The sequence below is a fragment of the Dactylosporangium aurantiacum genome (genome assembly GCF_000716715.1).
GTDB classification, from domain to species: domain Bacteria; phylum Actinomycetota; class Actinomycetes; order Mycobacteriales; family Micromonosporaceae; genus Dactylosporangium; species Dactylosporangium aurantiacum.
In genome coordinates this window covers 25,951-49,196 of record NZ_JNYJ01000043.1, presented here as the reverse complement: position 1 = coordinate 49,196, position 23,246 = coordinate 25,951, and the positions used below count along the sequence as shown (strand labels likewise).

Below are 23,246 nucleotides of genomic sequence, written 5' to 3'. Positions count from 1 at the left end.
TGCAAAGCGTAGGCCCTACCGCACGACCAGACCGTCCCATCCGGCATAGCCGTGCGGCCGGCGCCGCTCCTGGGCGCGCATGACGAACCAGCAGGTCGTGGTGAGGGTGGCACCGGCGATCGCGTCGACGATGTAGTGGTTGGCGGTCAGCACGACGGCCGCCACCATCAGCACCGGCATCGCCGCGCCGAACGCCCGCAGCAGCGGTCTGGTGGCGGACCTGGGCGCCGCGGCCAGGATCGCCAGGCCGATGAGCAGGTCCCAGCCGACGTGCAGGCTCGGCATCGCCGCGTACTGGTTGGTGAACATCGTCGGCTGCAGCACCCGGTACGCGCCGTCGGACTGGGTCACGGTGTCGACCAGCCCGAGTTCGGCCAGCCGCGGCGGGGCGAGCGGGAAGAGCATGAAGACGACCAGGCCGATCCCGCCGGACAGCAGCATCGCGTTGCGGGTGCGGTAGTAGATCACCGGGTTGGTCCGGGCGAGCCAGACGAGGGTCGCGACGATGACCGGCCAGTGCCCGTAGATGTAGATCCAGTTGAAGAACGTCGCCACCGCGGGTGCACCGGCGAGCGTCGACTGCAGCCACGACTCGTGGAACAGCCCCACCGACTTCTCGAACCGCACGACGGCCGCCGCGTTCGCCAGGGCGGTGTCCGTCGCCGCCTCCGTGGCGCCCCGGACCCCGAAGTACGCGGTCACCGCCGCCGCCACGATGCCGACCTGCCGGCCGAGCCCCACCGGTCGCAGGGCGGGTTTCTCCCAGGTGATGGTCATGGCGTCCAGCCTCGTCACCGGGAGGCCGCACGCCATCCAGGCGATGCACGGACGCGACCCTGATCTATGCCGCGGACCGGTGTCAGGACTTCCCCTACGGGATCGTCACTTCTCCCCGACGTTCTTCAGGGGTGTCGGGTTGGCGATGTTCGGCGGCGCGTTCCACTTCTGCAGCTTGCCGCCGTCGCACACCGCGGTGGTGAGCTTGCTGACCACGGTGCTGCCCTTGAAGACGTCCTCGGGTTTCAGCTTCGGGTTGTCGAGGTCCGTCGGGCTCAGGCACCGGTCGTAGGCGTCGACGATGACGTAGCTCGTCCCGTAGGTGCTCTCCCGGTACGAGACCTTCCACTCCACGGCGTCGCGTTCCTCGTCGCTCGCGGTGGGCGCCGGGCAGGCCTTCATCGTGACGAAGTGCGACGGGTCGCCCTCCTTGAACGTCGTCAGGCAGTAGGTCTTCTTGTTCGTGCTGTCGTACGTGGTGATCCGGCCGGTGACCGTGCCCTTCTCGTCGGGGGCGAGCGGCACCACGAAGCGCTGGTTCCAGCCGACGCCGGTGATGACGGGCGCCTGCTTGCACGGCCACACGATGAGGAACCCGAGGTTCACGTTGAAGTTGGTGACGTCGACGCACCGGCCGAACTGCTGGAAGTTGACCAGCTGGTTGGGTGCGCCGGCGGCGCCGGCGCCGACGGTCGCGTCCGGCGCGAACGTGCGGGTGTTGTCCGAGCCGCCGCACGTGACCAGCTCCATGAAGGCGCCCTTCGTGGCGGCGGCCTTCGCGTGCATGCACAGCGTGCCGAGCGTGGTGCCGGTGTTCGCGGTGTTCTGGAAGCTCGAGCTGTCGTTGAGGCTCCAGCGCTGGTAGTACGGGATGACCGGGCTGACCCCGCAGGTCTGGAACTGCAGCAGGTCACCGACGACCGGGTCGGCCTTCGAGCTGATGCACATGCCCAGCGGGTTCTTCGCGGTGATCGAGGAGACCAGCCGCAGCGTCAGGTCCTTCGTGTACGCGAACGTCTGCCGCGAGCTGCCGGTGTTGCACGGCTGGGTGGTGACGATCGTGCCCGTCGCGGGCGAACCGGAGCCGGCGTCCAGGCAGTACGTGCCGCCCAGCAGGCGCAGCAGGCCACCGTCGACGTTCTCGTTGGTGAACCGGAAGACGTACGTGGCGCTCAGCGTCCGGGTGCGGCTGTCCCTGGGGTCGATCGGGTCGGTGGCCCCGCCCGGCGTGTCGGTGCCCAGGGCGGTGATGACGGCGTACGCGGGTGCCTTCTGGACCGTCAGGATCCCGGCCGCCGTCTGCACGCACGGGACGGTCGTGTTCACCGCGTCCTGGTACTCGACGGACACCTGGTACCGGCCGGGCAACACGTCGGTGACCCCGGCCACCGTGGCGCCGACCGTGCCGCGCAGCGGGGTGGCGGCCGGGACGCAGACCAGGTTGGCGATGCTGCCCAGCGACCCGCGTATCCGGCCCATCACGACGTCGATGCCGGCCTGGGCGGCGTGCAGCGCCTGCGCCCGGTCGACCGTCGCCGCGGTGTCCCGCAGCTGGGTGATCACCACCGGCACCATCAGCGTGGACAGCGACGTCCCGACGAGGGTCAGCATCATGGCGAGGGGCAGCGACCCCCGGTCGTCGCGGGGACGCCACCACCTGGACAGCCTCATTTGCTCGCCTCCGGGCAGACGTCGGTCGGCTTCGTGAGCCTGGTGGAGTTCAGTGCGGTGAACGTGATCGCGGTCTTCGCCTGCGCCTGGCCGCGACCCGGGTTGCTGGCCGTGGTCAGGGTGATCCGCAGCCGCTGGAACCCGGTGTTCGGTCCCGGATCCAGCAGCTTGAACGAGCTGTTGGCGACGTCGATGTCGTTGGCGAGCACGACCCACCTGCCGGGCGGGTTCGTCGCCTGCGGCCACACCTGGCGGCGCAGCACCTTCGTGGCCCGGTGCAGCTCCAGCTGCGCGCACTCCGGCTGGCCGGACGCGACCTCCGTGTTGAGGTACTCCACGACCTGGTTGCCGGCGGCGTTGGTGTGCTCGCGGCTGATCCCCGCCGCGTAGCGCACGTTGCGGTCCAGCCGCAGGAACGCCGTGTTGAGCTGCGACTGGGTCATCGCGACCAGCTCGTTGTTGTTGCCGGCCTGGAACAGCTGCACCACGCCGGTGGTGAAGATGGCCATCACCGCCGACATGATGCCGGTCGTCACGGCCATCTCGGCGAGGGTGACGCCGTCGTCGCGGCGCAGCCGCGCCAGGGCCCCGGGCAGCACGCTCACGCGGTCACCGTCCACACGAACATGAAGACCGACTTGGTGCCGCTGCCGTCGGTCACGGTCAGGGTGACCGGGTAGGTGCCGGCCGTCGTCGGCGTACCGGAGATCTTCGTGCCGCTCAGCGTCACACCGGTCGGCAGGCCGCTCTGGGTCCAGGTCAGCGCGCCGGTCCCGCCGGTCGCGGCGAGGGCCGGGAACGTGACCGCGGTGCCCTTGGGGCCGACCGGGTCCGTCCAGACCTTCGGGTCGAGCGACGGCGAGGTCACCCGCAGCCCCGAGGTCGCCGTGACGTTGACCGGCACCAGCGTCGAGTTGGTCACGCCCTTGCTGTCGGTGACGATCAGTTTGACCACGTAGCGGGTCGTGCCGGACACCTTGCCGGTGACCTTCCCCGTGCTGTCGATGGACAGCCCGGACGGCATGTTGTCCGCGCTCCACGTGTACGGCGCGGTGCCGCCGTACCCGACGACGTTCCCGGTGTACTGCGCGTTCTTGTCCAACGCGATCGGCGTCGTGGAGTTCGGGAACTGCACCGCCACCTTCCAGTTCAGCTGGAACGTCGCCGTGGCGCTCTGCTGGTTCTTGTCGACCGCGGTCACCTTGATCGCCACGTTCGTCGCCGGCGCGGCCGCCGTCTTGGTGCCGGAGATGAGGCCGGTGGCCGGGTTGATCGTCACGCCGGGCGGCAGGTTGGTCGCCGTCCATGTGAACGGCGCGACGCCGCCGGTCAACGGCACCTGGTACGACACGGGCAGGCCCGGGTCCCAGGCCTGGGCGGCCGGCGCGAGCGCCGGCAGCGGGGCCACCGTCCAGGTGAACGACGCGTCGTTGGACGACATGGCGTCGGTGACGACGATGCGCACCACGTAGGAGCCGGCGGTCGTCGGGGTGCCGCTGATGACGCCGGCGGGTGTCCACGTCAGCCCCGGCGGGAGCCCTTCCACCGCCCAGGTCAGCGGCGGGTACGCGGTCGTCGCGGTCAACGTGAGCGGCGCCGCCAGCGGCACCGTCACCTCGTCGGTCCGGTTGTCGGGGTTGTCCGGCAGCGGCGGTGTGACGGTCACGCTCGGGTTGAACACCGGGTCCGTCGCCGCCGCGCTGACCAGGGTCTGCGTCACGTAGTGGCAGACGCCCCGGGTGTTCGCGCACCCACGGTCGTTGTTCCAGGTGACCGCCACGATCACCCGGTAGTACGGCACGAGGATGCCGGGCAGCGACGTCAGGCTGCACACGCCGAGCTGCTCCGGGCGCAGGACCGACAGGTTGCCCAGCGGCATGTTGCAGGAGCCGACGAACCAGTACCGCTTGAACTCGGTGTTGTTGACCGTGTCCACCTCCGGCGCGATCGGCAGCGCCGGCGCCGCCACGCTCTTGCCGAGCAGGCCGAGGTCCGGGTCGAACGCCGGCGTCATCGTGTCCAGCAGGCTGCGCAGCCCCGGCAGCCGCAGGCCGGGGATGGTGCCCGCCTTCAGGTCGTCGAGCTGCTGCGCCGCGTCCAGCCCGCCGCGGCCCGCGACGATCGTCGAGCCCGGCAGCGACTTCACCAGGTCGACGCCGTCGTGGGCGAGCCGGACCGCGCTCTGCAGGCCGCGTTGCGTGTTGAGGGTCGTGGTCGTGCGCACGAAGAACGTGGTCAGCGCCGTCATGACCACGCCGATGATCGCGATCGACGTGAGCGTCTCGACGAGGCTGAACCCGGCGTCGGAAGGGGGGGTCCGTCGCATGGTGCCCGCTACTTCCCGGTGGCGTAGAACGCCTGGATGGTCAGGGTCAGGGAGGTGCGCCCCTCGGTCGTGGCCAGGTTCGCGGCACCGATGAGCAGCGCCCGGGGCTGCACCTTCTGCAGCTGGTCGAGGAACGGGTCGATCTTCGCGGCGGGACCCGCGGCCGTCAGGCTGATCGGCAGCGCGTACACCTTCAACGGCCCGGCGACGTCGACGTCGGTCGCACCGCCGACGCTGACCCCGCTGACGGCGACCCCGGTCAGGTCGCCGGCGTTCTGCACCTCGCGCAGCAGCGCCGCCACCGAGTCCGACTCCGGCAGCGCGTCGAGGTCCTTGTCGAGCTGCGCGGTGTACTGCTGGAGGTTCTGGTTGTCCTTGTCCAGGTCGGCGATCCGGGCGCGCAGCTTCGCCACCTCGATGGTCGTGTCGTTGGCCTGCGTCCGGAGGTCGTCGGCCTCCTGGTACCGCGGCCGGATGACGAAGTAGTAGCCGACGACCAGCAGGATGGCGGCGGTGAACACGCCGCCGAGCATCCACAGCCGCTCGGGTCGCATCACTTGCCTCCTGACGCGCTCGGGGCCGCGCTGGGTGAGGTGAACCGCCCGCCGAGCGCCGCCTTGGTGATGTCGACCCGGATGGTGAAGTGCAGCCCGGAGTCGTCCTGGGTCGCCTCGGAGGGGAACGGGTTGGCCAGGCCGGGGACCGTGGCGAGGGTGTCGACGTAGGCGGCGACCTCGTCCTTGGTCCGGGCCGTGCCCGACAGCGTGAGCATGCCGACCACGTCGCCGGAGGTGCCCGCGGTGGCGCCGGTGCCCTCCAGGTGCAGCGAGCCGGTCACGTTCGCGACCGTGACGTTCTTCGGCGCCGCCTTGCGCAGCGAGCCGAGCAGCGCCGACCACGACATGTCCCGCTCCATCAGGATCCCCAGCTGGGTGGTGATGTCCTTGATCTGCTGGCGGGTCGTCTCCAGCTGGGTGTACGTGGCCTTCTTGCGGTTCAGGTCGCGCCGGAGGTCCTGCACCGCGGTCAGCTCCGACTGCGCCTCGTCCGTCTGGCCGTCGGCGACCACGTACCAGCCGAGCAGCAGCGCGACGCAGACCGCGACCCCGGCGATCACCAGCCGCCGCACCATCCGCAGCCGCCGCAGGTCGGTGATCTCCAGGGGCAGCAGGTCGGCGGCGATCGGCAGGATCCGCATGGTGCGCGCCGTCGCCTCGGGAAACGCCGGGTGGGGCGCACCTTCGCGCTGCCGTTTCGCCGGTACGGGCGGCGCCGGCCCGTCCTGTCCGGTGCCGGGCGCGCCCTGCTGCGCGGCGTGGACCACGGCGGGCACGGCGCGCTGGACCGCGGTCGGGGCGTCCGCGCCGAGGGGTGCCACCGGGTGCGCGGCCTGCGGCACCACGGGCGCGGCAGCCTGCGCGGGCCCGGTGGCGGGGTGGACGGACGGCGGGGCCGGTCGCGGTGGCGGCGGCACGCTGGCCTCCGGGATCCCGGGCGCGACCGGGTGCGGGAGGCCGGGGTGCGGGGCGGTCGCGGCCGGCACACCGTCCGGCGGCACGGTCGTGGGTGGCATGGTCGCGGGTGGCATGGTCGCGGGTGGCATGGTCGCGGGTGGCATGGTCGTGGGTGGCATGGTCGTGGGTGGCATGGTCGTGGGTGGCATGGTCGCGGGTGGCATGGTTCGTTCGGTGGCCGCGGGGGCGGGGGCTGGGCGCGGTTTCGCGGGCGCGGTGAACTGCACGCCGGGCAGCGGCCTGGTGACGTCCGCGGGCGCGTCGGTCCCCTCCGGCGCCGCCTGCGGGGCGGGCACCGGAGCGGGCGTCACGGGTGGCGTCGCCACGGGCGGCACCGGTGGCGCGGCGTGCGGGGGTGGCGCGGCGTGCGGGGGTGGCGCGGTGTACGGGGGTGGCGCGGCGTATCGGCCGGCGTCCGGCGTTGCCGTCGGCGGGGAGGTCGGTGGGGAGGTCGGCTGCGGCGCCCACGTCTCGGCCGGCCGCGTCAGGGGGTCGCCGGGCCGGTCGCCGGTCTCGACGGGCTGGGTGCGTGCGTCGAGGGCGGCGTCGGGCCCGGGCATGACGAACTCGCCGGCGATGTACCGGGGGAACGCCCGCCGTGGCGCGGCCGTCTCCGCCGCCCGCGCGACGAGTGCCGCTTCGGGAGCCTCGGCGGCCGGAGAAGCACCGGCGATCGGTGACAGGTCGACGCGCGCCTGCGGCGAAGGGTGCGCGGTGACGGCTTCAGTGGCTTCGAGCGTTGTCGGCGGCCACATAGGTGGCGGGCCTGACGGCACGACCGGCACGAGACGCTCCGACGGCGCGGCCGCCGGCTCCTGCCGCCAGCCACCGTCGAACGGTCCGGTGAGTGGGCCGTCGAGCGGGCGGTCCAGCGGGCCGGTGAGGGGGCCGGTGAGGGGGTCGGTGAGCGGGTCGGGGTGCCGGTCACCGGTCGGCGGCGCCGGCCGCCAGGCGGCCCGGGGCGGCGCGGACGGGCCTGGGGCGGACGGGCCCGGGGCGGACGGGCCTGGGGCGGACGGGCCTGGGGCGGACGGGCCCGGGGCGGACGGGCCCGGGGCGGACGGGCCTGGGGCGGACGGGCCCGGGGCGCGGTCGTCGTCGTCCGGGTCGTCGTCCCATGAGGGCAGCACGATGCCGGTGAGCTTGCGCTCCGGTTCGTCCTCCCACCAGGTGCCGCTCACGAGGCGCCCGCCAGGGTCATGCCGACCGACACGGCGGCGGAGGCGCGGACCTGCTCGAGGCTGCCGTGCCGGACGCGGCGCAGGCCGCGCACCCGCATGACGGGGTCCACGGCGATCACCTCGACGCGCAGCTGGGCGTGCAGCGCCTCGAGGAGGCCGGGCAGCATCGAACCGCCGCCGGACAGGGCGAGCCGGCTGACGCGGGCCTGCCGGCCACCGGCGGTGAGGTACGCGAACGAGCTGCCGATCTCGTTGATGAGCGGGCGCACCGCGTCCTTGAGCGCCGCGGCGGTCTGCCCGTCGGTGTCGGTGCGCAGGCCGACGCGGCACTTGACCTCCTCGGCCTGCTCGGCCGGGATGTCGAGCCGGTCGGCGACGGTCCTGGTGATCTCGTTGCCGCCGCGGGGGATGGTCCGCACGATGAGCGGCTCGCCGTCGTGGTGCACGATGACGCTGGTCGCGTGGGCGCCGATGTCGACCAGCGCCTCGACCTGTTCGTCGAGGCGGGACGCGGCGCGCAGCAGCGCGAACGAGGACAGGTCGACCCGCACCACGCGCAGCTTCGCCGCCTCGATGGCCCGGATCGCGGCGAGGACCGGTTCCTTCGGCGCGGCGATGAGCAGCCCGCGCACGGTGTCGCCGTCGGGTTCGGCGAGGGGGTAGAAGTCGATGAGCGATTTCTCCGGGGGCAGCGGCAGCGCGTCGCGGACCTGGAAGGGCAGCGCCTTGCGCATCTCCTTCGCCGGCAGGTTCGCCACCGTGGTCTCGCGGACGACGACCTGCTGGTGGGTGACGCCGAGGGCGACCTTGCGGCTGCGGAATCTGCACGTCGACCACAGCTGCTTGAGCGCCACCGTCACGGCGTGCTCGTCCTGCACGGCGCCGTTGAGCACGACGCCGGGGCCCAGGAGGATGTGGCCGAAGTTGCTGATGACCGGCCCGTCCTTGCTGTTGCTGGTCTCCGCCGCGCGGATGGACGTCGTGCCGATGTCCAGTCCGATCAGGTTGACGGCAGGCATCGTGCTCCTTAGATAGGACCGTCAGGCGGGCAGGAGGATGGAGGTGTACCAGTCCGCGATCGGTGCCGCCGCGAACAGCGCGACCAGCGCCCCGGCGAGCATCGACGGGCCGAACGGCAGCGCGGTCTTGCGCCCGGCCCGGCCGCCGGCCATGAGCGCGATCCCGGTGACCCCGCCGAGCAGGAACGCCGCGAGGGTCCCGACCGCGAGGGGCGCCCAGCCGAGCCAGCCGAGGTACAGCCCCAGCACGCCGGCGAGCTTCACGTCGCCGAAGCCCATGCCGCCCGGGTACACCACGGACAGCAGCAGGTAGAAGGTGAACAGCACCGCCATGCCGACCAGCCCGCGCAGGCCCGAGGACCAGTCCCGCTCCAGGATCACGGCGGGCAGGAACAGCGTCGGCACCACGAGGTAGGACGGCAGGACGATCGCGTTCGGCAGCCGCAGCACGTCGAGGTCGATGAGGGCGAGGGCGACCGCGATCGCGGCGAGGTACAGCCACGCGGGCAGCGCCGCCGACCAGCCGAACCGGGCGGCGACGGCGACGAACAGCGTGGCCGTGCCGAGCTCCACCAGGGGGTAGCGGACGCTGATCGGGGCGGCGCAGTCGGCGCACCGACCGCGTAGCAGCAGCCAGCCGAGCAGGGGGACGTTGTGCCACGGCCGGACCGGTGCCGTGCACTGTGGACAGTGCGACGCCGGGCGCAGCAGCGACTCGCCGCGGGGGACGCGGTGGATGACGACGTTGAGGAACGACCCGATCGCCAGGCCGAGCACGCCGACGAGCGCGTACAGCATCACCGTGCTCCTTTCCGCAGCGGCGGTGTCGTGGAATCAGAGCCGGGTGTGGCGGCCCACGTCATCGCGGGCCGCCACAGTGCCGGTCACGGCAGGGTCAGGGGGTGGCCGGCGCGGCGGCCTTGATGCAGGTGTCCAGGTCGGTCTCGGTGGCCTTCTTCACCGATCCGCCGACGGCGCTCTCGTACTTGTACACGACCTTGCCGTCCTCGTTCATCCCGCAGATGCGGTACGTGCCGGTGGTCAGCTGCTTGTAGACGAGGGTGTTACCGGGCGAGAGGGTCGCCACCTGCTGGCCCGTCGTCGCCGCGCCGATCTTGAACACGACGCTGGCGCCGGCGGTGCCCGGCGCGACGATGTCATCCGGGTACTTGTTGCCGTTCTCCGTGTAGAACTGCTCGACGGCGCTGACGGCGGCGCGCACGTCGGACTCGGCGGACTTGTTCGCCGCGCCCTTGCGGTAGTTCAGGTACATCGGCACGGCGATCGCGACGAGCACGCCGATGATCACGACGACGACGAGGAGCTCGACGAGCGTGAAGCCGCTGTCTCCGGCGGCACGCTTCTTCTGCATCCTGCGCAGCGTTTCCTTCATGGGTGAGCCTCCTGCTCCTGCATGGGGTGTGGTGGTGGCGAGGCTCCACTGCCTGGCGCCAGTCATGTGCGTCGGTGTGTTCAGTTGCTCTGGATGTTCTGGTAGATCGAGAACATCGGCAGGTAGAGGCAGATGATCATCCCGCCGACCACGCCACCCATGACGAGCACCATGATCGGTTCGATGGACGCGGTGAGCGCATCGGCCGCGCTGTCCACCTCTCGGTCGTAGAAATCGGCAATCTTTTCGAGCATCTGACTGATTTGGCCGCTTTCTTCGCCGACCTCAACCATTTGCACGACCATCGATGGGAAAACCTTGTGCGCGCCGAGCTGCGAGGACATCGGCCGGCCCTCGCGCACGGCGGTCTGCAGATCGGCCATGGCGTTGCTGATGACAGCGTTTCCGGTGGTGGCGCCCACCACGTCCAGGGCCTGCAGCACGGGCACGCCGACGCCGAGCAGGGTGCCGAGGTTGCGGGAGAAACGGCTCAGCGCGATCTTGGTGAACAGCGGGCCGAACACCGGCAGTCTCAGCTTGATCCTGTCCACCCGCAGCCGCACCGCCGGGTTCGCCGCCATCAGCTTGCGCAGCGTCACCGTCGACACCACCAGCACCGCGATGACGAGCGGCCCGAGCCAGAACAGGGTGTGACTGGCGTTGACGATGATCTGCGTCGGCAGCGGCAGCTCACCGCCGAGCTGCTTGAACATCTTCTCGAAGATCGGCACGATGAAGATGAGCACCGCGCTGATCATCACGGCGGTGAAGATCAGCACGATCACCGGGTACGTGAGCGCGCTCTTGATCTTTCCGCGCAGCTGCGCGTCCTTCTCGAAGTTGGTCGCGATACGGTCCAGCGCGCTGTCGAGGAAACCGCCGGTCTCCCCGGCCCGGATCATCGCCACCATCAACGCCGGGAACACCTTGGGGTGCTTGCCCAGCGCCCCGGACAGCGACATGCCGCCCTCGATGTCGAGCCGGACCTCGCCGATGGCCTTCTTCAGGCTCTCCTTCTGCGCCTGCTCCTCCAGCACCGCCAGGGACCGCAGCAGCGACATGCCGGACTGGGCCATCGTGGCGAACTGCCGGGAGAACACCGACAGGTCCTTCAACGACGTCCGGTCACCGAGGCCGGGGACGCGGATGTCGCGCCGCATCAGCGTGTCCGCGTCGGTGATGGCGAGCGGGGTCAGGCCCTGCTGGCGCAGCAGCTGCGCGGCGGCCAGCTCGTTGGACGCCTCGATCTTGCCCTTGGTGCGTTTGCCGTCGTGGTCGATCGACTGGTAGTCGTACGTTTTGGTAGCTGGCATGACGCTCACATCCGCCCGGCGAGACGGCGGAACTCCTCCGCCGAGTGACACAGCTCCAGCGCCGTCTCGTACGTGACGAGCTGCTGACGGACCCGCTCGGCCAGGTGCTGGTCGAACGAGAGCATCCCGTCGTTGCCGCTGGACTGCATGAACGACGGGATCTGATGGTTCTTGCCCTCACGGATCAGGTTCCGGATCGCTGGGGTCGCGAACATGATCTCCGTGACGATCGTGCGGCCCTGCCCGTCGGCGCGCGGCGCGAGCGCCTGCGTGACCACACCCTGCAGCGCGTTGGACAGCTGCGCCCGGATCTGCTGCTGCTGGTGCGGCGGGAAGATGTCGATGACCCGGTCGACGGTCTGCGCCGCGCTCTGCGTGTGCAGCGTCGCCAGCACCAGGTGACCGGTCTCCGCCGCGGTCAGCGCCGTCGACGTCGTCTCCAGGTCGCGCAGCTCACCGACGAGGATGATGTCGGGGTCCTGGCGCAGCGCGTGCTTCAACGCCATCGAGAACGACGTCGTGTCGGCGCCGACCTCGCGCTGGTTCACCAGGCACCGCTTGTGCTCGTGCAGGAACTCGATCGGGTCCTCGATCGTCACGATGTGCGAGGACCGGGTCCGGTTCGCCAGGTCCAGGATCGCGGCGAGCGTCGTCGTCTTGCCCGACCCGGTCGGGCCCGTCACGAGCACCAGGCCGCGGTGCAGGTGCGCGAAACGGGCCACCTGCTCCGGCACGCCGAGCTGGTCGAGGGGCTTGATGGTGTGCGGGATCGCCCGGAACGCCGCGCCGAACGAGCCGCGCTGCGCGTACAGGTTGACCCGGAACCGTGACACGCCCTCGATCGCGTAGGCGAAGTCCAGCTCCTGCACCTGCTCGAAGTGCTTCCACTGGCTCTCGTTGAGCACCGCGGCGCGGACCAGCATCTCCGTGTCGGCGGGCGTGAGGTCGTCGTAGCCCGGCAGGTACCGCAGCCCGCCGTTGATCCGTACCGTCGGCGGGGCCCCGACGGTCAGGTGCAGGTCGGAGCCGCCGACCCGCACCAGCGACACCAGCATCGCGTCGAGCGAGGCACGCTCGTCGCTGGTCACCATGGTCTCCACACGCGGCCCATCGGCAGGCGCCGCGCCGTGTTGAGGCTTACACGGCGACGCGGACGACCTCGGGGATCGAGGTCTGCCCCTCGGCGGCCTTCGCCAGCCCGTCGAGGCGCAGGTCGATCAGGCCCTCCCGGCGGGCGACGGCCTGGATCTCGTGCGCCGAGGCCCGGTCGATCGCCAGCTTCTCGATCTCCGCGGACACCGGCATGACCTCATGCAGCGCGATCCGCCCCCGGTAGCCGGTGTTGGCGCAGGACCGGCAGCCGACCGGCCGCCACAGCCGCTCCGGCGGGCCGAGCAGGTCGAACGGCCAGCGCGCCCCGACCAGCTCCGCCTCGGTCGGCTCGTACTCGGTGCGGCACCAGTCGCACAGCCGGCGGGCGAGCCGCTGCGCCAGTACACAGTCCACCGACGAACCGACCAGGAACGGTTCGATGCCCATCTCCACGAGCCGGGTGACCGCGCTCGGCGCGTCGTTCGTGTGCAGGGTCGACAGGACCAGGTGGCCGGTGAGCGCCGCCTCGACCGCCAGCTGCGCCGTCGTGCGGTCCCGGATCTCGCCGATGAGCACGACGTCGGGGTCGGAGCGCAGGATCGCCGGCAGCACCGCCGCGAACGTCAGGCCCGCCTTGTGGTCCACCTGTACCTGGTTGATGCCGGGCAGCCGGTACTCGACCGGGTCCTCGACGGTGATGATGTTGACCGTCGGCTTGCTGATCTCGGCCAGGGTCGCGTACAACGTCGTCGACTTGCCCGAGCCGGTCGGGCCGGTCACCAGCAGCATGCCGTGCGGCTTGCTGTACGACGCCGCGAACCGCTCCGCGTTGGCCTTGCTGAAGCCGAGCTTCGCCAGCTTCAGGTCCATCCCGCTGGTGTCCAGGACCCGCAGCACGATCTTCTCGCCCCACACCGTCGGCAGCGTCGCGGTGCGCAGGTCGACCGCCCGCTGGTTGATCTCGACGGTGATCCGGCCGTTCTGCGGCACCCGCCGCTCCGTGATGTCGACATTCGACATGATCTTCAGGCGGGAGATCAGCGCCGACTGCACGTGCCTGGGCACCGTGTCGACCTCGTGCAGGACGCCGTCGATGCGGTACCGCACCCGCATGTTGTGCTCGCCCGGCTCCAGATGCAGGTCCGACGCCCGGTTCACGATCGCCTGTTCGATGAGCGAGTTGACGTACCGCACGATCGGCGCGTCCTCGTTGAGCGTCGTGAGGTTCGACACCGCCGGCGCGGCCTCGGCCCGCAGGCTCTCCGCGACCTCACCGAGGTCGTTCTCCTCCCGCTTCAACCGGTCGATGATCTTGCGCAGCTCGGAGCGGGCCACGACGACCGGCCGCACCGTGAGCCCCGTCGCGGCGCGGACGTCATCCAACGCCAGGACGTCACCCGGGTCGGTGATGCCGACGGTGATCTCGTGATCGTTGAGGGCGATGCCGAGCACCCGGTGCCTCAGCACCAGCGCCATCGGGATCTTGGTGATCGCGGCCGGATCGATGGGGTACCCGACCAGGTCCAGCGTCTGGATCCCGTACGCGTCGGCGGACGCCTCGGTCAGCTGATCCTCGGTGACGATGTGATCGTTGATCAGCACGGCCCGGATCGACCGCCCGGTGCGTTCCGCCTCCGCCGCCGCCCGGTCGACCGCGTCCGGGTCCGCCCCACGTTGCTTCAGCGCGTCCAGCAACGGACTGAACGTCTGGTACATCTCACCCCCGAGTCTTCAGGGGCATCATCGGCACCGATCAGGGTGACTTTCGGGATTCACCCACGCCGGATGGACGACGCTCGTTGACGCGCCCCGCCGCCATCATGAGGATGCATCGCTGTGTCGGTTGCCGTCGTCGAAGATCCGTTGCCCGGCAAGATCAGTGTGTGGCGCGCCAGATGGGTCCTGATGCGCTACGGCCGTCCCCCAGAACCCCCACCGGAGGGAGTCGCCGCCACCGGACACCTGCTCACCCTGGTCACCGAGGTCGCCGCACGGGTCGGCGTGGCCGCACCGGACGCCGTGCTGCTCACCGGCCACGGCGTCATCCGCTCCTGGGCCAGCCGCCGCCGGCGCCTGCTGTTCGTCGGACTGCCGCTGCTGTACTGCCTCACCGTCGACGAGGTCCGCGCCCTCGTCGCACACGAGCTGGCCGTGGTCGACCACCGCCGCGCCCACCTCGTCGCGCGGCTGCGGGACCTGTACGAGGAGGCCGCCGACCCGTCCCGCGTCGAGCTGCCACCCCGCGCCGCGGCCGTGCTGCGCGCCACCCGCGAGTTCGCCAGCGCCCTGGAACGCAAGGCCGACCAGGCCGCCAGCAGCGCCTCCGGGCTGCACACCGCGGCCCGGGCCGTGGTCAAGGCCGACCTGGCCGAGTTCGAGTTCGCCGACCTCGCGTTCGACCTGGAGGAACAGGTGTGGCAGCACGCCGCCGCCGCCATCCAGGACGTCCACGACGGCTGGCGGGCCGCGATCCGCGCCGGCGCCGTGATCGCCACCGTCGACGACGACACCCGCACCGCGCTCATGAGCCGGCACCCCAACCTCGCCGGCGCGATCGCACCACTGACCGCCGCGCACGTCACGCTGCGCGCCACGGACCTGGTGCCCGTCGACCCCCTCCCGGCCGCCGACGAGCGCGCCCTCGCCCGGCACGTGCTGCGCCGCTCACCCGCCGAGTGGACCACCTTCGCCGCCGTGCCGGCCACCGCCTGGCCCGGCTGGGTCGTGCGCCAGGCCCGCGCCGTGCACGACCAGGTGGCGACCCTCCTGGGCCGCCAGGCCACCAGCCCCGCGGAGGTCGTGGAAGTGCTGCTGACCCGCCTCGACGAGCTGATCGCGGCGAACTGGCCGGCCCAGCCGGAGCCACCGATCGAACCCGAGGAGCTCGACGCCACCCCGTCGGTGATCGTGGTGATGGAGGCGGCCCTGACCTCCCGCGGCTGGCGCCGCGTCCACCCGGCCACCCCGGGCGTCCTGGTCTCGGAGTCGGGCATCGAGTGCAACCTGCACGAGCTGGCCGTCTCCCCGGCGGCGCTGCCGGACCTGCTCGCCCTGCTCGCCGCCCCACCGGTCTGACCCTCCCGTCCCGCCGCCGTGCCCACCTTGGCCACGGGCCGGGTCACGCGTGATCGATCCGCGGCCGAGGCCGCCCGCCGGGCTCGGGGCCGGCGGGCGGCCGGCGGCGGTCGAGTGATCTCGATCGGGGGAGGGCGGGTGCAGGGTAAACTACGGAAAGTACCGACGTCGGAGATCAATTTCCTACGGTGGTCTAGGGTTGCTTGTGAAGCGGCCGGGCAGCCCCCAGCCCCGGTGGTGCACGCGTTCGGTTGGCCGACCGGTCCGCACCGAGTTACCGCTGCGGTTCGGTCCCGACCGGCCGCCCCAGGTTCACCGCCGCAGCTCGGCACGCGAGGGCATGCGGTGCAGCGCGCCAGGTGGGTGCAGCCGATGCTCCGTGGTGTGGGGTGTGGGGGTGTGCGGGGTGTGCCCGCGACGGGCACGCGGGGTCTGCCCGCTGCACGGGGTCTGCCCGCTGCGCGGGTGCGCGGGTGTCTGCCCGCTGCGCCGGGGTGCGCCAGGGCGTGCGGCGTGGTGTGCGAGGGCGTGCGGCGTGGTGCGCCAGGGCGTGCGGGGTGGTGCGCCAGGGCGTGCGGCGTGGTGCGCCAGGGCGTGCGGGGTGGTGCGCCAGGGCGTGCGGGGTGGTGTGCGAGGGCGTGCGGGGTGGTGCGCCAGGTGCGTGCGGCCCGTGCCGGTGGTGTCCGAGGTGCGCTCTGGCGGCGCGGGGTGTGCGTTACTGCTCCAGCTCGGCGAGCCAGGGCGGGCGGCTCGGCGCGTGGGTGCGTGCAGCCCTGCGTGGTGTGCGGGGTGTGCCGGCTGCCCGTGGTGTGCGTTACCTCCGCAGCTCGGTGCGCCAGGGCGTGCAGCCCTGTGCGTGGGGCCTATGAGGTATGCCGGGTGGAGGCCCCCGCCGGCGGCAACCCGGGCGGCCGCGCACCGCGCTACCGCTGCAGCTCGGTGCGCCAGGTGTGCTGCGGGGCGTACCCGAGGACTTCGCGGGCCCGGTCGATGCCCAGCAGGGTCTCGAAGCCGTGCAGCTCCCGGGTCAGCGGCACGTCGGGGAAGACCTCGCGCATCAGGTCGGCCGACGGGCGGTCCATGATCGTGTCGGCCGCGGCGATCACGAACGACGTGGCGCCCGTGACCGGGGCGTCCAGGGCGAGCCGGCAGGCGGCGGCGACGTCACGGACGTCCACGTAGCCCCACAGGTTCCACTTGCGCGAGTGGGGGTCGGACCAGTAGCTGGGGACCGCCGCGTAGTCCTCGGGGGCGTGCACGTTGGACAGGCGCAGCCCGACGAACGGGATGCCGCTCCACGCGGAGAGCTCCCGGGCCAGGGTCTCGCCGACGACCTTGGACAGCGCGTAGGTGGTCGTGGGGAACGGGAAGTGCTCCTCGTCGACCGGGGCGTAGCGCGGGGGCGTGTCGAACGGCAGGCCGAGGGTCGTCTCGCTGGAGGACCACACGACCCGGCCGATGCCGACCTGCTGCGCGGCGTGGAACACGTTGAAGTTCATCGCCGTGTTGCGGTTGAACGTGACGGCCGGTGGATACATGCCGGGCGCCGGGATGTTGGCCAGGTGCACCACGGCGTCGGCGTCCTGCAGCACCTCGACGGCCTGGCCGTAGTCGGTCAGGTCGGCGACGATCATCGGCGTGCCGAGCCGGCTGAGGTGGCCGGCCGGTCCCGTGACGTCGGTGGCGACCACGTGGTGGCCGTGGGCGAGCAGGTCGCTGACGACCGCCCGCCCGGTCTTGCCGTGTGCTCCTGTGACGACGATCCGTGCCATACGGATGTTTCTACCCTGACCGCCCGTCGCGCCCCTGACCCGGGGCACCGCTCGCCGCGATCTTGACCAGGCGCCGCCCCAGCCCGCTCGCCCCGGGCCGCTGTCCGCCGCGTCCTCGACCCGCGGTGCCACCCGTCGCGCCCTCGACCCGAGGTCCTCGGCCGCCTTCGGCCAGGGGTGCCGGCCGTGGCGCGGTCCGTCGCGCCCCCTCGGCCCGTCACGTCCACCGCCCGTCGCGCCCTCGGCTCGTCGCGCCCTCGGCCCGTCGCGGCCGCCGTCCGTCGCGCCCTCGGCCCGTCGCGGCCGCCGTCCGTCGCGCCCCTCGGCCCGTCGCGGCCGCCGTCCGTCGCCGGGTCCCGGCGCGTCGCCCCCGGCCCGTGGCGTCGTCCGTCGTGGCGGCCGCAGGGCGAAGCGCCTAGCTGGAGATCAGGTTCGTGTGCTCCTGCATGAAGCTCTGCACCGTGTTGCCCTTGATCGCGGCGAGCAGGTCCAGGGTCGTCGGGTCGAGGGCCTCGGCGCCCGGGTTCTCCGACGACGAGTAGAACGTGCCGTTGTTGGTCTTGATGGTCAGCAGGTTCTCGCCGCTGATGCCCTTCATCGCGAAGATCCAGTCGTCCAGGCCGATGCCGCCGGAGTCGATCGTCATCGACTGGCCGATCACGTCGAGGACCTTCTTGAGCTTGCCGGGGTCGGTCAGCACGTCCTTGCTCAGGATCTGCTTGAACAGTGCCTTGATGAACTGCTGCTGGTGGCGCTGCCGGTCGTAGTCGCTGTTGGGCAGCGTCTCACGCTGGCGCACGTAGTCCAGCGCCTGCCACGGCTCCAGGTGCTGGAAGCCGACGCGGTACGTCTGCGGGGTCACCCCGGCGATCGGGATCAGCTCGGTGCCGCCGCGGCCGTTGTCCCGCTGGATGTAGGGGACCTTGGTGTTGCCCTTGGCGTCGTGGCCGATGTGGACCGACTTGACCTCCTGGTCGACGTACATGTCGACGCCGCCGAGGACGTTGACCACGTTCTGGAAGCCGGTGAAGTCGATGATCGCGGCGGCGTCGAACGTGACGCCCCAGTTCTCCTTGATCGTGTCGGCGAGCAGGGTGACGCCGAACTTGCGCTGCTCCTTGCCCGTGGTGCCGAGCCCGCCGACCGCGAACGCCCCGTTGATCTTGTCGTGGCCGCCGGGGTAGCTCTTCCTGCCGTTGTCGAACTTGGGGATCTTCACCCAGGTGTCGCGGGGGATCGAGACCAGGTACGCCTGGTCGTGGCTGGCGGGGATGTGCAGGATGATGATCGAGTCGGAGCGGATCGCCTCCGACGGGTCCTGGCCGGGGCGCGGGTCGATGCCCATGAGCAGGATGTTCTTCGCGCCGCTGATCGTTACGTGCCGGCCCTGCTGCTCGGCGGCGGGCACGATCAGGTCCTCCTGCTTGACGCTGCCCGTGGCGTACCCCAGGACCAGGTCCTTCGCCACGAACGCGCTGCTTGCCCGGACCGGCAGCGCCCACCTTGCCCGGACCGGCAGCGCCCACCTTGCCCGGACCGGCAGCGCCCACCTTGCCCGGACCGGCAGCGCCCGAAGCGCCAGCCGCGCCCGTGGCTCCGGTGCGGCGGCTCGAGCGGCCGGACCGCTGCTTCGGGGAGCCGGGGCGGGGCGCCGGGCGTCGGCCCCGCGACGACGGCCGGCTCGACGGTGTGTCGGCCGGCCGGTCGTCGAGGTGCAGGTCCTCGGCGAGATGCTCGTGTCGTTGGAACACGTCCCGCAGCTCCTGTTCGAGCGAGGCGTCGGAGGTCATACCCCCAAGACGGTATGAAGGGCGCCAGTGATTGCACTGCGGTGTGCCTCACAGTCACCTGGGAGTTCAACCGCCGACGACGATGACGCCGATGACGCTGATCAGGACGAGCACGGCGAGGAACACCAGCATGCCCTGCTCGCTGTCGAGGTTGGTGATCTTGCGCGTGGTGGTCGAGGTCGGGGTGGTCATCGGGGGCCTCCTGTTGCGGTGTGGTGACTCAAACGGTAGGTACACCGCGCGCAGGTTTGCTCCCGTCATCGTGCCAGCGCCCCGACCCGGCGCCGGAGCGGCGCCTGACCACAGGTCTAACCGATGCGAGGGGCCTCCTGGTGACGGGTGTCCTCGATGAGCTCTGGGAACACCTTGCCCACCTTGCCCACCAGATATGCGCCGTACGTGCCGGTGAACGCCCGCAGGTCCTGTCCGTCCCACCGCTGCCCGGCGTCGTGGGTGGTGGCCGGCAGCGGCGGCACCTCCTGGCTGAAGTCCGGGTCGAAGAAGAACGGGAAGGACAGCCGCTCGTTGCCGCTGGTGTTGCGCACCCGGTGCGGGGTCGAGCGATACCAGCCGCCGGTCATCCGGTCGAGCATGTCGCCGATGTTGCACACGAAGGTGCCGGGCACCGGCGGCGCGTCCAGCCAGCCGTCGGGGGTGCGCACCTGCAGCCCGCCGTTGCCGTCCTGCAGCAGCAGGGTCAGCAGGCCGTAGTCGGTGTGCTCGCCGACGCCCCAGTCGTCGCTGCCGGGCTCCGAGGGCGGGTAGTGGAAGATCCGGAACAGCACGGTCGGCTCGGCGGTGTACGACGTGGCGAAGTAATCCTCGGGCAGCCCCAGGCTGAGCGCCACACCCCGCAGGACGCGCTGCGCGACGCCGGTCATCCGCTCCAGGTACGTCAGCACCGTCGGGCGCAGGTCGGGCACCTGCCGCGGGAAGAGGTTGGCGCCGTGCAGCGGCAGCCCGGCGCGCACCTGCGGGGCGTCGGGGCCGAGCTCGGTGCCGAAGTAGAGGCCCTCCTTGCGGTCGGGGACGCCGGAGGTGAGCTCCGCGCCGACCGGGAAGAAACCGCGCCAGGCCCGCCCGCCGCGGGCCATCGCGATCTCCAGCTTGTCCTGCTCGGGCAGCGCGAAGAAGGCGCGGGCGGCGGCGTCGAGCCGGTCGGTCAGCTCGGCCGGCACGCCGTGGCCGGTCACGTAGAAGAAGCCGCTGCGGCGGCAGGCCGCCTCGATCTGCGGCGCGGCGGTGGCGAGGTCGGAGATGTCGATGACCGGCAGCGCGTCCATGCGACGGAGATTAACTGTCAACCAACGTTGACGCGCTCGGCGTTGTCAACTATGGTTGACGCATGACGGAAGCAGGTGATCTCGCCGACGCCGCGGCCAGCCCTGACCCGCGGATCGGCCTCCGCGCCGCGGTCGCGCTGCGCCGCCTCGCCGACGCGCTGGAGAACCTCCAGGTCGACAACGCGCGCCGGCACGGCTGGTCGTGGCAGGAGATCGCGGACGCCCTCGACGTGACGCGCCAGGCGGTGCACAAGAAGCACGCCGGCCGGACCCCAGTGATTTCGCAGATGGGAGAGCAGTGATGTTCGAGCGGTTCACCACTCGGGCCCGCACCGTGGTCCAGTCGGCGCACGAGGAGGCCGACGCCCTCGGCCACCGCACCGTCGGCACCGAGCACCTGGTGCTGGCCATGTTCACCGCCGGCGGGATCGCCGCCGACGTGCTTCGCGCCTGCGGCGTGGAGGCCGAGCAGCTGCGCGCGACGGTCGCCGGCGCCGACGACGCGGCGGCGCTGCGCTCCGTCGGCATCGACCTGGACGCGGTGCGCGAGAAGGTCGAGGAGACGTTCGGCCCGGGTGCCCTGGAGCGGGCCGAGCCGCCCCGCCGCGGCGGGTTCTTCTTCCGGCGCACCAAGCTGTCCGGCCGGTTCGGCAACGACGCGAAGAAGGCCCTGGAGCTGTCGCTGCGGGTCGCGCTGTCGATGAAGCACAACTACATCGGCACCGAGCACCTGCTGCTGGGCGTCCTGCGCGACGAGCGCGGCGCCGGCGGCCGCCTGCTGCGCGAGCAGGGTATGACCTACGAGCGCACCATGGAGCTGGTCAGGGCGGCGCTGCGCAACGTGGCGTAGGCACTAGCGTGGGGGCCCATGGAGCGGACCCTCACGTGGCGGGACCTCAACCGCGCACTCCTGGCCCGGCAGTGCCTGCTCGCCCGGGTGCCCGCCGACCCGCCGGCCGTCCTGGAGCGGATGGCCGGGCTGCAGGCCCAGTACGCGCCGTCGATGTACATCGGGCTGTGGACCCGGATCGAGGGCTTCGAGCGGGAGTCGCTGACCCGGCTGCTCGAGGACCGCGAGGTGGTGCAGGCGACGCTGCTGCGGGCCACCATCCACCTCGTGTCACGGGCCGACTTCTGGCCGTTCGTGGTCGCCGTCCGCGAGGCGCGGCGCGACTGGTACCACCGCGTCATCCGCAACAACGTCGGACCGGCGCAGCTCGCCGAGGCCGCCGAGGGCCTGCGGAAGCTGCTGCGGCAGCGGCCGGTCCGGCGGGCGGAGATCGACCAGCTGTACGGGGCACAGGTCCGCGGCGGGGTCGGCATGTATCTCGACATGGTCCGGGTGCCGCCGTCCGGCACGTGGTCCCGCCGCCGGGCCGACCTCTTCGGGCTCGCGGAGGACTGGGTCCCGCCGACCGGCGTCACCGTCGCCGAGGCCCGTGAGCTGCTGGTGCGCCGGTACCTCGGCGGCTTCGGCCCGGCGCACCGCTCCGAGATCGCCGACTGGGCCGGCTTGAGCGTCGCCGACGTCGCGAAGGTGCTGGCGCCGATGGAGCTGCGCCGCTTCCGCGACGAGCGCGGCCGCGAGCTGGTCGACCTGCCCGACCAGCCGCTGCCGGACCCCGACACGCCGGCGCCGGTGCGGTTCCTGCCGACCTACGACGCGACCCTGCTCGCGCACGCCCGCCGGACCCTGATCCTGCCGGAGGAGCACCGCACCAAGGTGTTCCACGTCCGGATGCCGCAGTCCATCGGCACGTTCCTCGTCGACGGCCAGGTCGCCGGCACCTGGTCGTGGCGCGACGGCGCGGTCGTCTGGGAGCCGTTCGCGCCGCTGCCCGCCCGGGTCCGCCGTCAGGTCGACGCCGAGGCCGGCGCGCTGACCGCGTTCCACGCCACGTCGTAGTCGTCCATCCAGGCGCTGCCCCGCTGCGCGAACCGCTTGAAGAAGAACGGCATCATCACGTCGCGCAGCCGGGCGGCGACGGGCCCGGCGACCTTCGCGTCGCGGTTGGCGCCGGCCACCTTCAGCATCTGGTCGGTGCGGGGGCGGCGCAGCTGCTCGTACCGCCGCAGGGCCGCGCCGACGGACGGCTCGTCGCGCAGGCACTTCGCGAGGACGACCGCGTCCTCGACGGCGAGGTTCGCGCCCTGCCCGGCCCCCATCGGGTGGGCCGCGTCGCCGAGCACGACCATGCCGTCGCGGTGCCAGCGCGGTACACCACCCGGCATCGCCTGCATCAGCGTGCGCGGATGCCACCGCGTGGTGCCCCTGACGAGGTCCGCGGCCGGCCCGCGGTCCCCGGCGAACAGCGCCGCGAGCGCCTCCTGACCGGGTGCTGCCTCCGGCGGCCGGGCCGCCGGCACCTGGGCGGCCCACAGCGTGCCCTCGGCGGTCGGCGCGTACACCATCGTCGCCCTCGCCCCGAACAGGATGCCGAACGCGCCCGGCTCCACGGGGTGCGCGGAGTGCCCGCCGACGGTCCACAGCCCGGCGTACCGCGCGACCGGCGCATCCGGGTCGATGACCGTGCGCAGCCGCGAGTGGATGCCGTCGGCGCCGACGATCAGGTCCGCGCCCGCGGTGCCGCCGTCGGCGAACGTGGCCGTGCCGCCGCCCGCGTCCACCAGCCGCCGCCCGGTGACGACCGTCGCCCCCGCCTCCCGCGCGAGGTCGCGCAGCGTCTCGACCAGATGCCCCCGCATGAGGGTGACCCGGCCCCGCGCGGCCTCACCGAGTCGGCTGCCTCTGCCGCTGTACAGCCGCAGCAGGGGCAACGCGGTGCCCCGCGCGGCGACGGCGGCCCGGCAGCCGATCGCCTCCAGGGCCCGCAGCCCGTTGTCGCCGAGGCTCACGAACGACCCGACGTCCCCGGCCGGGTCCGTGTACGCCTCGTACACCGTGACGTCCCACCCGACCCGGCGCAGCGCGATGGCCGCGACCGGCCCCGCGACCCCACCACCGATGACCACGGCTTCCATGCCCCACGCCCCTTAGTGAATCTGTATTCGGTGAATTACGATTCAGTTTTACGGGCTG

The 23,246-nt window shown here is 71.9% G+C and carries 21 protein-coding genes; 4 read left to right on the top strand and 17 right to left on the bottom strand.

Annotation, left to right across the window (positions count from 1 at the left end; all coding sequences use genetic code 11):
• Positions 1-15: 15 nt before the first annotated feature.
• From OP18_RS37860 to OP18_RS37805, 12 genes are all read right to left on the bottom strand, one after another.
• Positions 16-777: a phosphatase PAP2 family protein gene (locus OP18_RS37860; protein ID WP_052387931.1), complete on the bottom strand. Its 762-nt coding sequence runs from the start codon at positions 775-777 to the stop codon at positions 16-18.
• Between the two features lie 105 nt (positions 778-882).
• The gene (locus OP18_RS37855) at positions 883-2,448 is read right to left on the bottom strand and encodes an RICIN domain-containing protein (RefSeq protein WP_156090075.1); all 1,566 of its coding nucleotides are present in this window, start codon (positions 2,446-2,448) and stop codon (positions 883-885) included.
• The gene (locus OP18_RS37850; RefSeq protein ID WP_156090074.1) at positions 2,445-3,053 is read right to left on the bottom strand and encodes a hypothetical protein; all 609 of its coding nucleotides are present in this window, start codon (positions 3,051-3,053) and stop codon (positions 2,445-2,447) included. The genes OP18_RS37855 and OP18_RS37850 overlap by 4 nt, the downstream gene beginning before the upstream one ends.
• Positions 3,050-4,774, bottom strand: a complete 1,725-nt coding sequence (locus OP18_RS37845; protein WP_033363989.1) for a prepilin-type N-terminal cleavage/methylation domain-containing protein — start codon at positions 4,772-4,774, stop codon at positions 3,050-3,052. Before OP18_RS37845 ends, OP18_RS37850 begins: the two co-directional genes overlap by 4 nt.
• An 8-nt stretch (positions 4,775-4,782) precedes the next feature.
• On the bottom strand, positions 4,783-5,328 hold the full coding sequence (pilO, locus tag OP18_RS37840) for a type 4a pilus biogenesis protein PilO (RefSeq protein ID WP_033363988.1): 546 nt from the start codon (positions 5,326-5,328) through the stop codon (positions 4,783-4,785).
• A complete protein-coding gene (locus OP18_RS37835) occupies positions 5,328-7,469 on the bottom strand; it encodes a PilN domain-containing protein (protein WP_033363987.1) in 2,142 nt (713 codons plus the stop codon). Before OP18_RS37835 ends, pilO begins: the two co-directional genes overlap by 1 nt.
• Entirely contained in the window at positions 7,466-8,488 is a 1,023-nt protein-coding gene (gene pilM / locus OP18_RS37830; protein WP_033363986.1) for a type IV pilus assembly protein PilM, read from the bottom strand. Before pilM ends, OP18_RS37835 begins: the two co-directional genes overlap by 4 nt.
• Before the next feature lie 21 nt (positions 8,489-8,509).
• Positions 8,510-9,286 (bottom strand): prepilin peptidase, encoded by a 777-nt coding sequence (locus OP18_RS37825; protein ID WP_033363985.1) that lies wholly within the window; start codon positions 9,284-9,286, stop codon positions 8,510-8,512.
• A 97-nt stretch (positions 9,287-9,383) separates the two neighbouring features.
• Positions 9,384-9,881, bottom strand: a complete 498-nt coding sequence (locus OP18_RS37820) for a prepilin-type N-terminal cleavage/methylation domain-containing protein (protein WP_033363984.1) — start codon at positions 9,879-9,881, stop codon at positions 9,384-9,386.
• 80 nt (positions 9,882-9,961) lie between these two features.
• Positions 9,962-11,194 (bottom strand): type II secretion system F family protein, encoded by a 1,233-nt coding sequence (locus OP18_RS37815; protein ID WP_033364128.1) that lies wholly within the window; start codon positions 11,192-11,194, stop codon positions 9,962-9,964.
• Positions 11,195-11,199: 5 nt separating this feature from the next.
• On the bottom strand, positions 11,200-12,285 hold the full coding sequence (locus OP18_RS37810) for a type IV pilus twitching motility protein PilT (protein ID WP_052387970.1): 1,086 nt from the start codon (positions 12,283-12,285) through the stop codon (positions 11,200-11,202).
• 46 nt (positions 12,286-12,331) lie between these two features.
• Positions 12,332-13,981, bottom strand: a complete 1,650-nt coding sequence (locus tag OP18_RS37805) for a GspE/PulE family protein (RefSeq protein ID WP_245635662.1) — start codon at positions 13,979-13,981, stop codon at positions 12,332-12,334.
• A gap of 141 nt (positions 13,982-14,122) precedes the next feature.
• Here OP18_RS37805 and OP18_RS37800 point away from each other — a divergent pair, with 141 nt between their 5' ends.
• Entirely contained in the window at positions 14,123-15,361 is a 1,239-nt protein-coding gene (locus OP18_RS37800) for a M48 family metalloprotease (protein ID WP_033363981.1), read from the top strand.
• A gap of 923 nt (positions 15,362-16,284) precedes the next feature.
• Here the strand turns inward: OP18_RS37800 and OP18_RS37795 are convergent.
• From OP18_RS37795 to OP18_RS37785, 4 genes are all read right to left on the bottom strand, one after another.
• Positions 16,285-17,133 carry an NAD-dependent epimerase/dehydratase family protein gene (locus OP18_RS37795; RefSeq protein ID WP_033363980.1) on the bottom strand — a complete coding sequence of 283 codons (849 nt, stop codon included), beginning with the start codon at positions 17,131-17,133 and terminating at the stop codon, positions 16,285-16,287.
• 415 nt (positions 17,134-17,548) lie between these two features.
• Positions 17,549-18,601 carry an LCP family protein gene (locus tag OP18_RS37790; protein ID WP_052387930.1) on the bottom strand — a complete coding sequence of 351 codons (1,053 nt, stop codon included), beginning with the start codon at positions 18,599-18,601 and terminating at the stop codon, positions 17,549-17,551.
• A gap of 388 nt (positions 18,602-18,989) precedes the next feature.
• On the bottom strand, positions 18,990-19,115 hold the full coding sequence (locus OP18_RS62085) for a hypothetical protein (protein WP_260709903.1): 126 nt from the start codon (positions 19,113-19,115) through the stop codon (positions 18,990-18,992).
• A 116-nt stretch (positions 19,116-19,231) separates the two neighbouring features.
• Positions 19,232-20,206, bottom strand: coding sequence for an isopenicillin N synthase family dioxygenase (locus OP18_RS37785; RefSeq protein WP_052387929.1), 975 nt, complete (start codon positions 20,204-20,206; stop codon positions 19,232-19,234).
• 62 nt (positions 20,207-20,268) lie between these two features.
• Here OP18_RS37785 and OP18_RS37780 point away from each other — a divergent pair, with 62 nt between their 5' ends.
• The 3 genes from OP18_RS37780 to OP18_RS37770 are packed head-to-tail and all read left to right on the top strand — an operon-like array spanning position 20,269 to position 22,112.
• Positions 20,269-20,508 carry a hypothetical protein gene (locus OP18_RS37780; protein WP_033363978.1) on the top strand — a complete coding sequence of 80 codons (240 nt, stop codon included), beginning with the start codon at positions 20,269-20,271 and terminating at the stop codon, positions 20,506-20,508.
• Entirely contained in the window at positions 20,508-21,056 is a 549-nt protein-coding gene (locus OP18_RS37775; RefSeq protein WP_033363977.1) for a Clp protease N-terminal domain-containing protein, read from the top strand. The genes OP18_RS37780 and OP18_RS37775 overlap by 1 nt, the downstream gene beginning before the upstream one ends.
• 18 nt (positions 21,057-21,074) lie before the next feature.
• Positions 21,075-22,112 carry a winged helix DNA-binding domain-containing protein gene (locus OP18_RS37770; RefSeq protein WP_033363976.1) on the top strand — a complete coding sequence of 346 codons (1,038 nt, stop codon included), beginning with the start codon at positions 21,075-21,077 and terminating at the stop codon, positions 22,110-22,112.
• Here OP18_RS37770 and OP18_RS37765 read toward each other — a convergent pair.
• Positions 22,061-23,188 carry an FAD-dependent oxidoreductase gene (locus tag OP18_RS37765; protein WP_033363975.1) on the bottom strand — a complete coding sequence of 376 codons (1,128 nt, stop codon included), beginning with the start codon at positions 23,186-23,188 and terminating at the stop codon, positions 22,061-22,063. The genes OP18_RS37770 and OP18_RS37765 overlap by 52 nt on opposite strands.
• Positions 23,189-23,246: the final 58 nt, after the last annotated feature.

Bases quoted from the DNA above. Each gene is read 5' to 3' on its own strand.
- OP18_RS37860 (WP_052387931.1), bottom strand. From the start codon at position 777: ATGACCATCACCTGGGAGAAACCCGCCCTGCGACCGGTGGGGCTCGGC.
- OP18_RS37855 (WP_156090075.1), bottom strand. From the start codon at position 2,448: ATGAGGCTGTCCAGGTGGTGGCGTCCCCGCGACGACCGGGGGTCGCTG.
- OP18_RS37845 (WP_033363989.1), bottom strand. From the start codon at position 4,774: ATGCGACGGACCCCCCCTTCCGACGCCGGGTTCAGCCTCGTCGAGACG.
- pilO (WP_033363988.1), bottom strand. From the start codon at position 5,328: ATGCGACCCGAGCGGCTGTGGATGCTCGGCGGCGTGTTCACCGCCGCC.
- pilM (WP_033363986.1), bottom strand. From the start codon at position 8,488: ATGCCTGCCGTCAACCTGATCGGACTGGACATCGGCACGACGTCCATC.
- OP18_RS37825 (WP_033363985.1), bottom strand. From the start codon at position 9,286: ATGCTGTACGCGCTCGTCGGCGTGCTCGGCCTGGCGATCGGGTCGTTC.
- OP18_RS37820 (WP_033363984.1), bottom strand. From the start codon at position 9,881: ATGAAGGAAACGCTGCGCAGGATGCAGAAGAAGCGTGCCGCCGGAGAC.
- OP18_RS37815 (WP_033364128.1), bottom strand. From the start codon at position 11,194: ATGCCAGCTACCAAAACGTACGACTACCAGTCGATCGACCACGACGGC.
- OP18_RS37810 (WP_052387970.1), bottom strand. From the start codon at position 12,285: ATGGTGACCAGCGACGAGCGTGCCTCGCTCGACGCGATGCTGGTGTCG.
- OP18_RS37795 (WP_033363980.1), bottom strand. From the start codon at position 17,133: ATGGCACGGATCGTCGTCACAGGAGCACACGGCAAGACCGGGCGGGCG.
- OP18_RS62085 (WP_260709903.1), bottom strand. From the start codon at position 19,115: ATGACCACCCCGACCTCGACCACCACGCGCAAGATCACCAACCTCGAC.
- OP18_RS37785 (WP_052387929.1), bottom strand. From the start codon at position 20,206: ATGGACGCGCTGCCGGTCATCGACATCTCCGACCTCGCCACCGCCGCG.
- OP18_RS37780 (WP_033363978.1), top strand. From the start codon at position 20,269: ATGACGGAAGCAGGTGATCTCGCCGACGCCGCGGCCAGCCCTGACCCG.
- OP18_RS37775 (WP_033363977.1), top strand. From the start codon at position 20,508: ATGTTCGAGCGGTTCACCACTCGGGCCCGCACCGTGGTCCAGTCGGCG.
- OP18_RS37770 (WP_033363976.1), top strand. From the start codon at position 21,075: ATGGAGCGGACCCTCACGTGGCGGGACCTCAACCGCGCACTCCTGGCC.
- OP18_RS37765 (WP_033363975.1), bottom strand. From the start codon at position 23,188: ATGGAAGCCGTGGTCATCGGTGGTGGGGTCGCGGGGCCGGTCGCGGCC.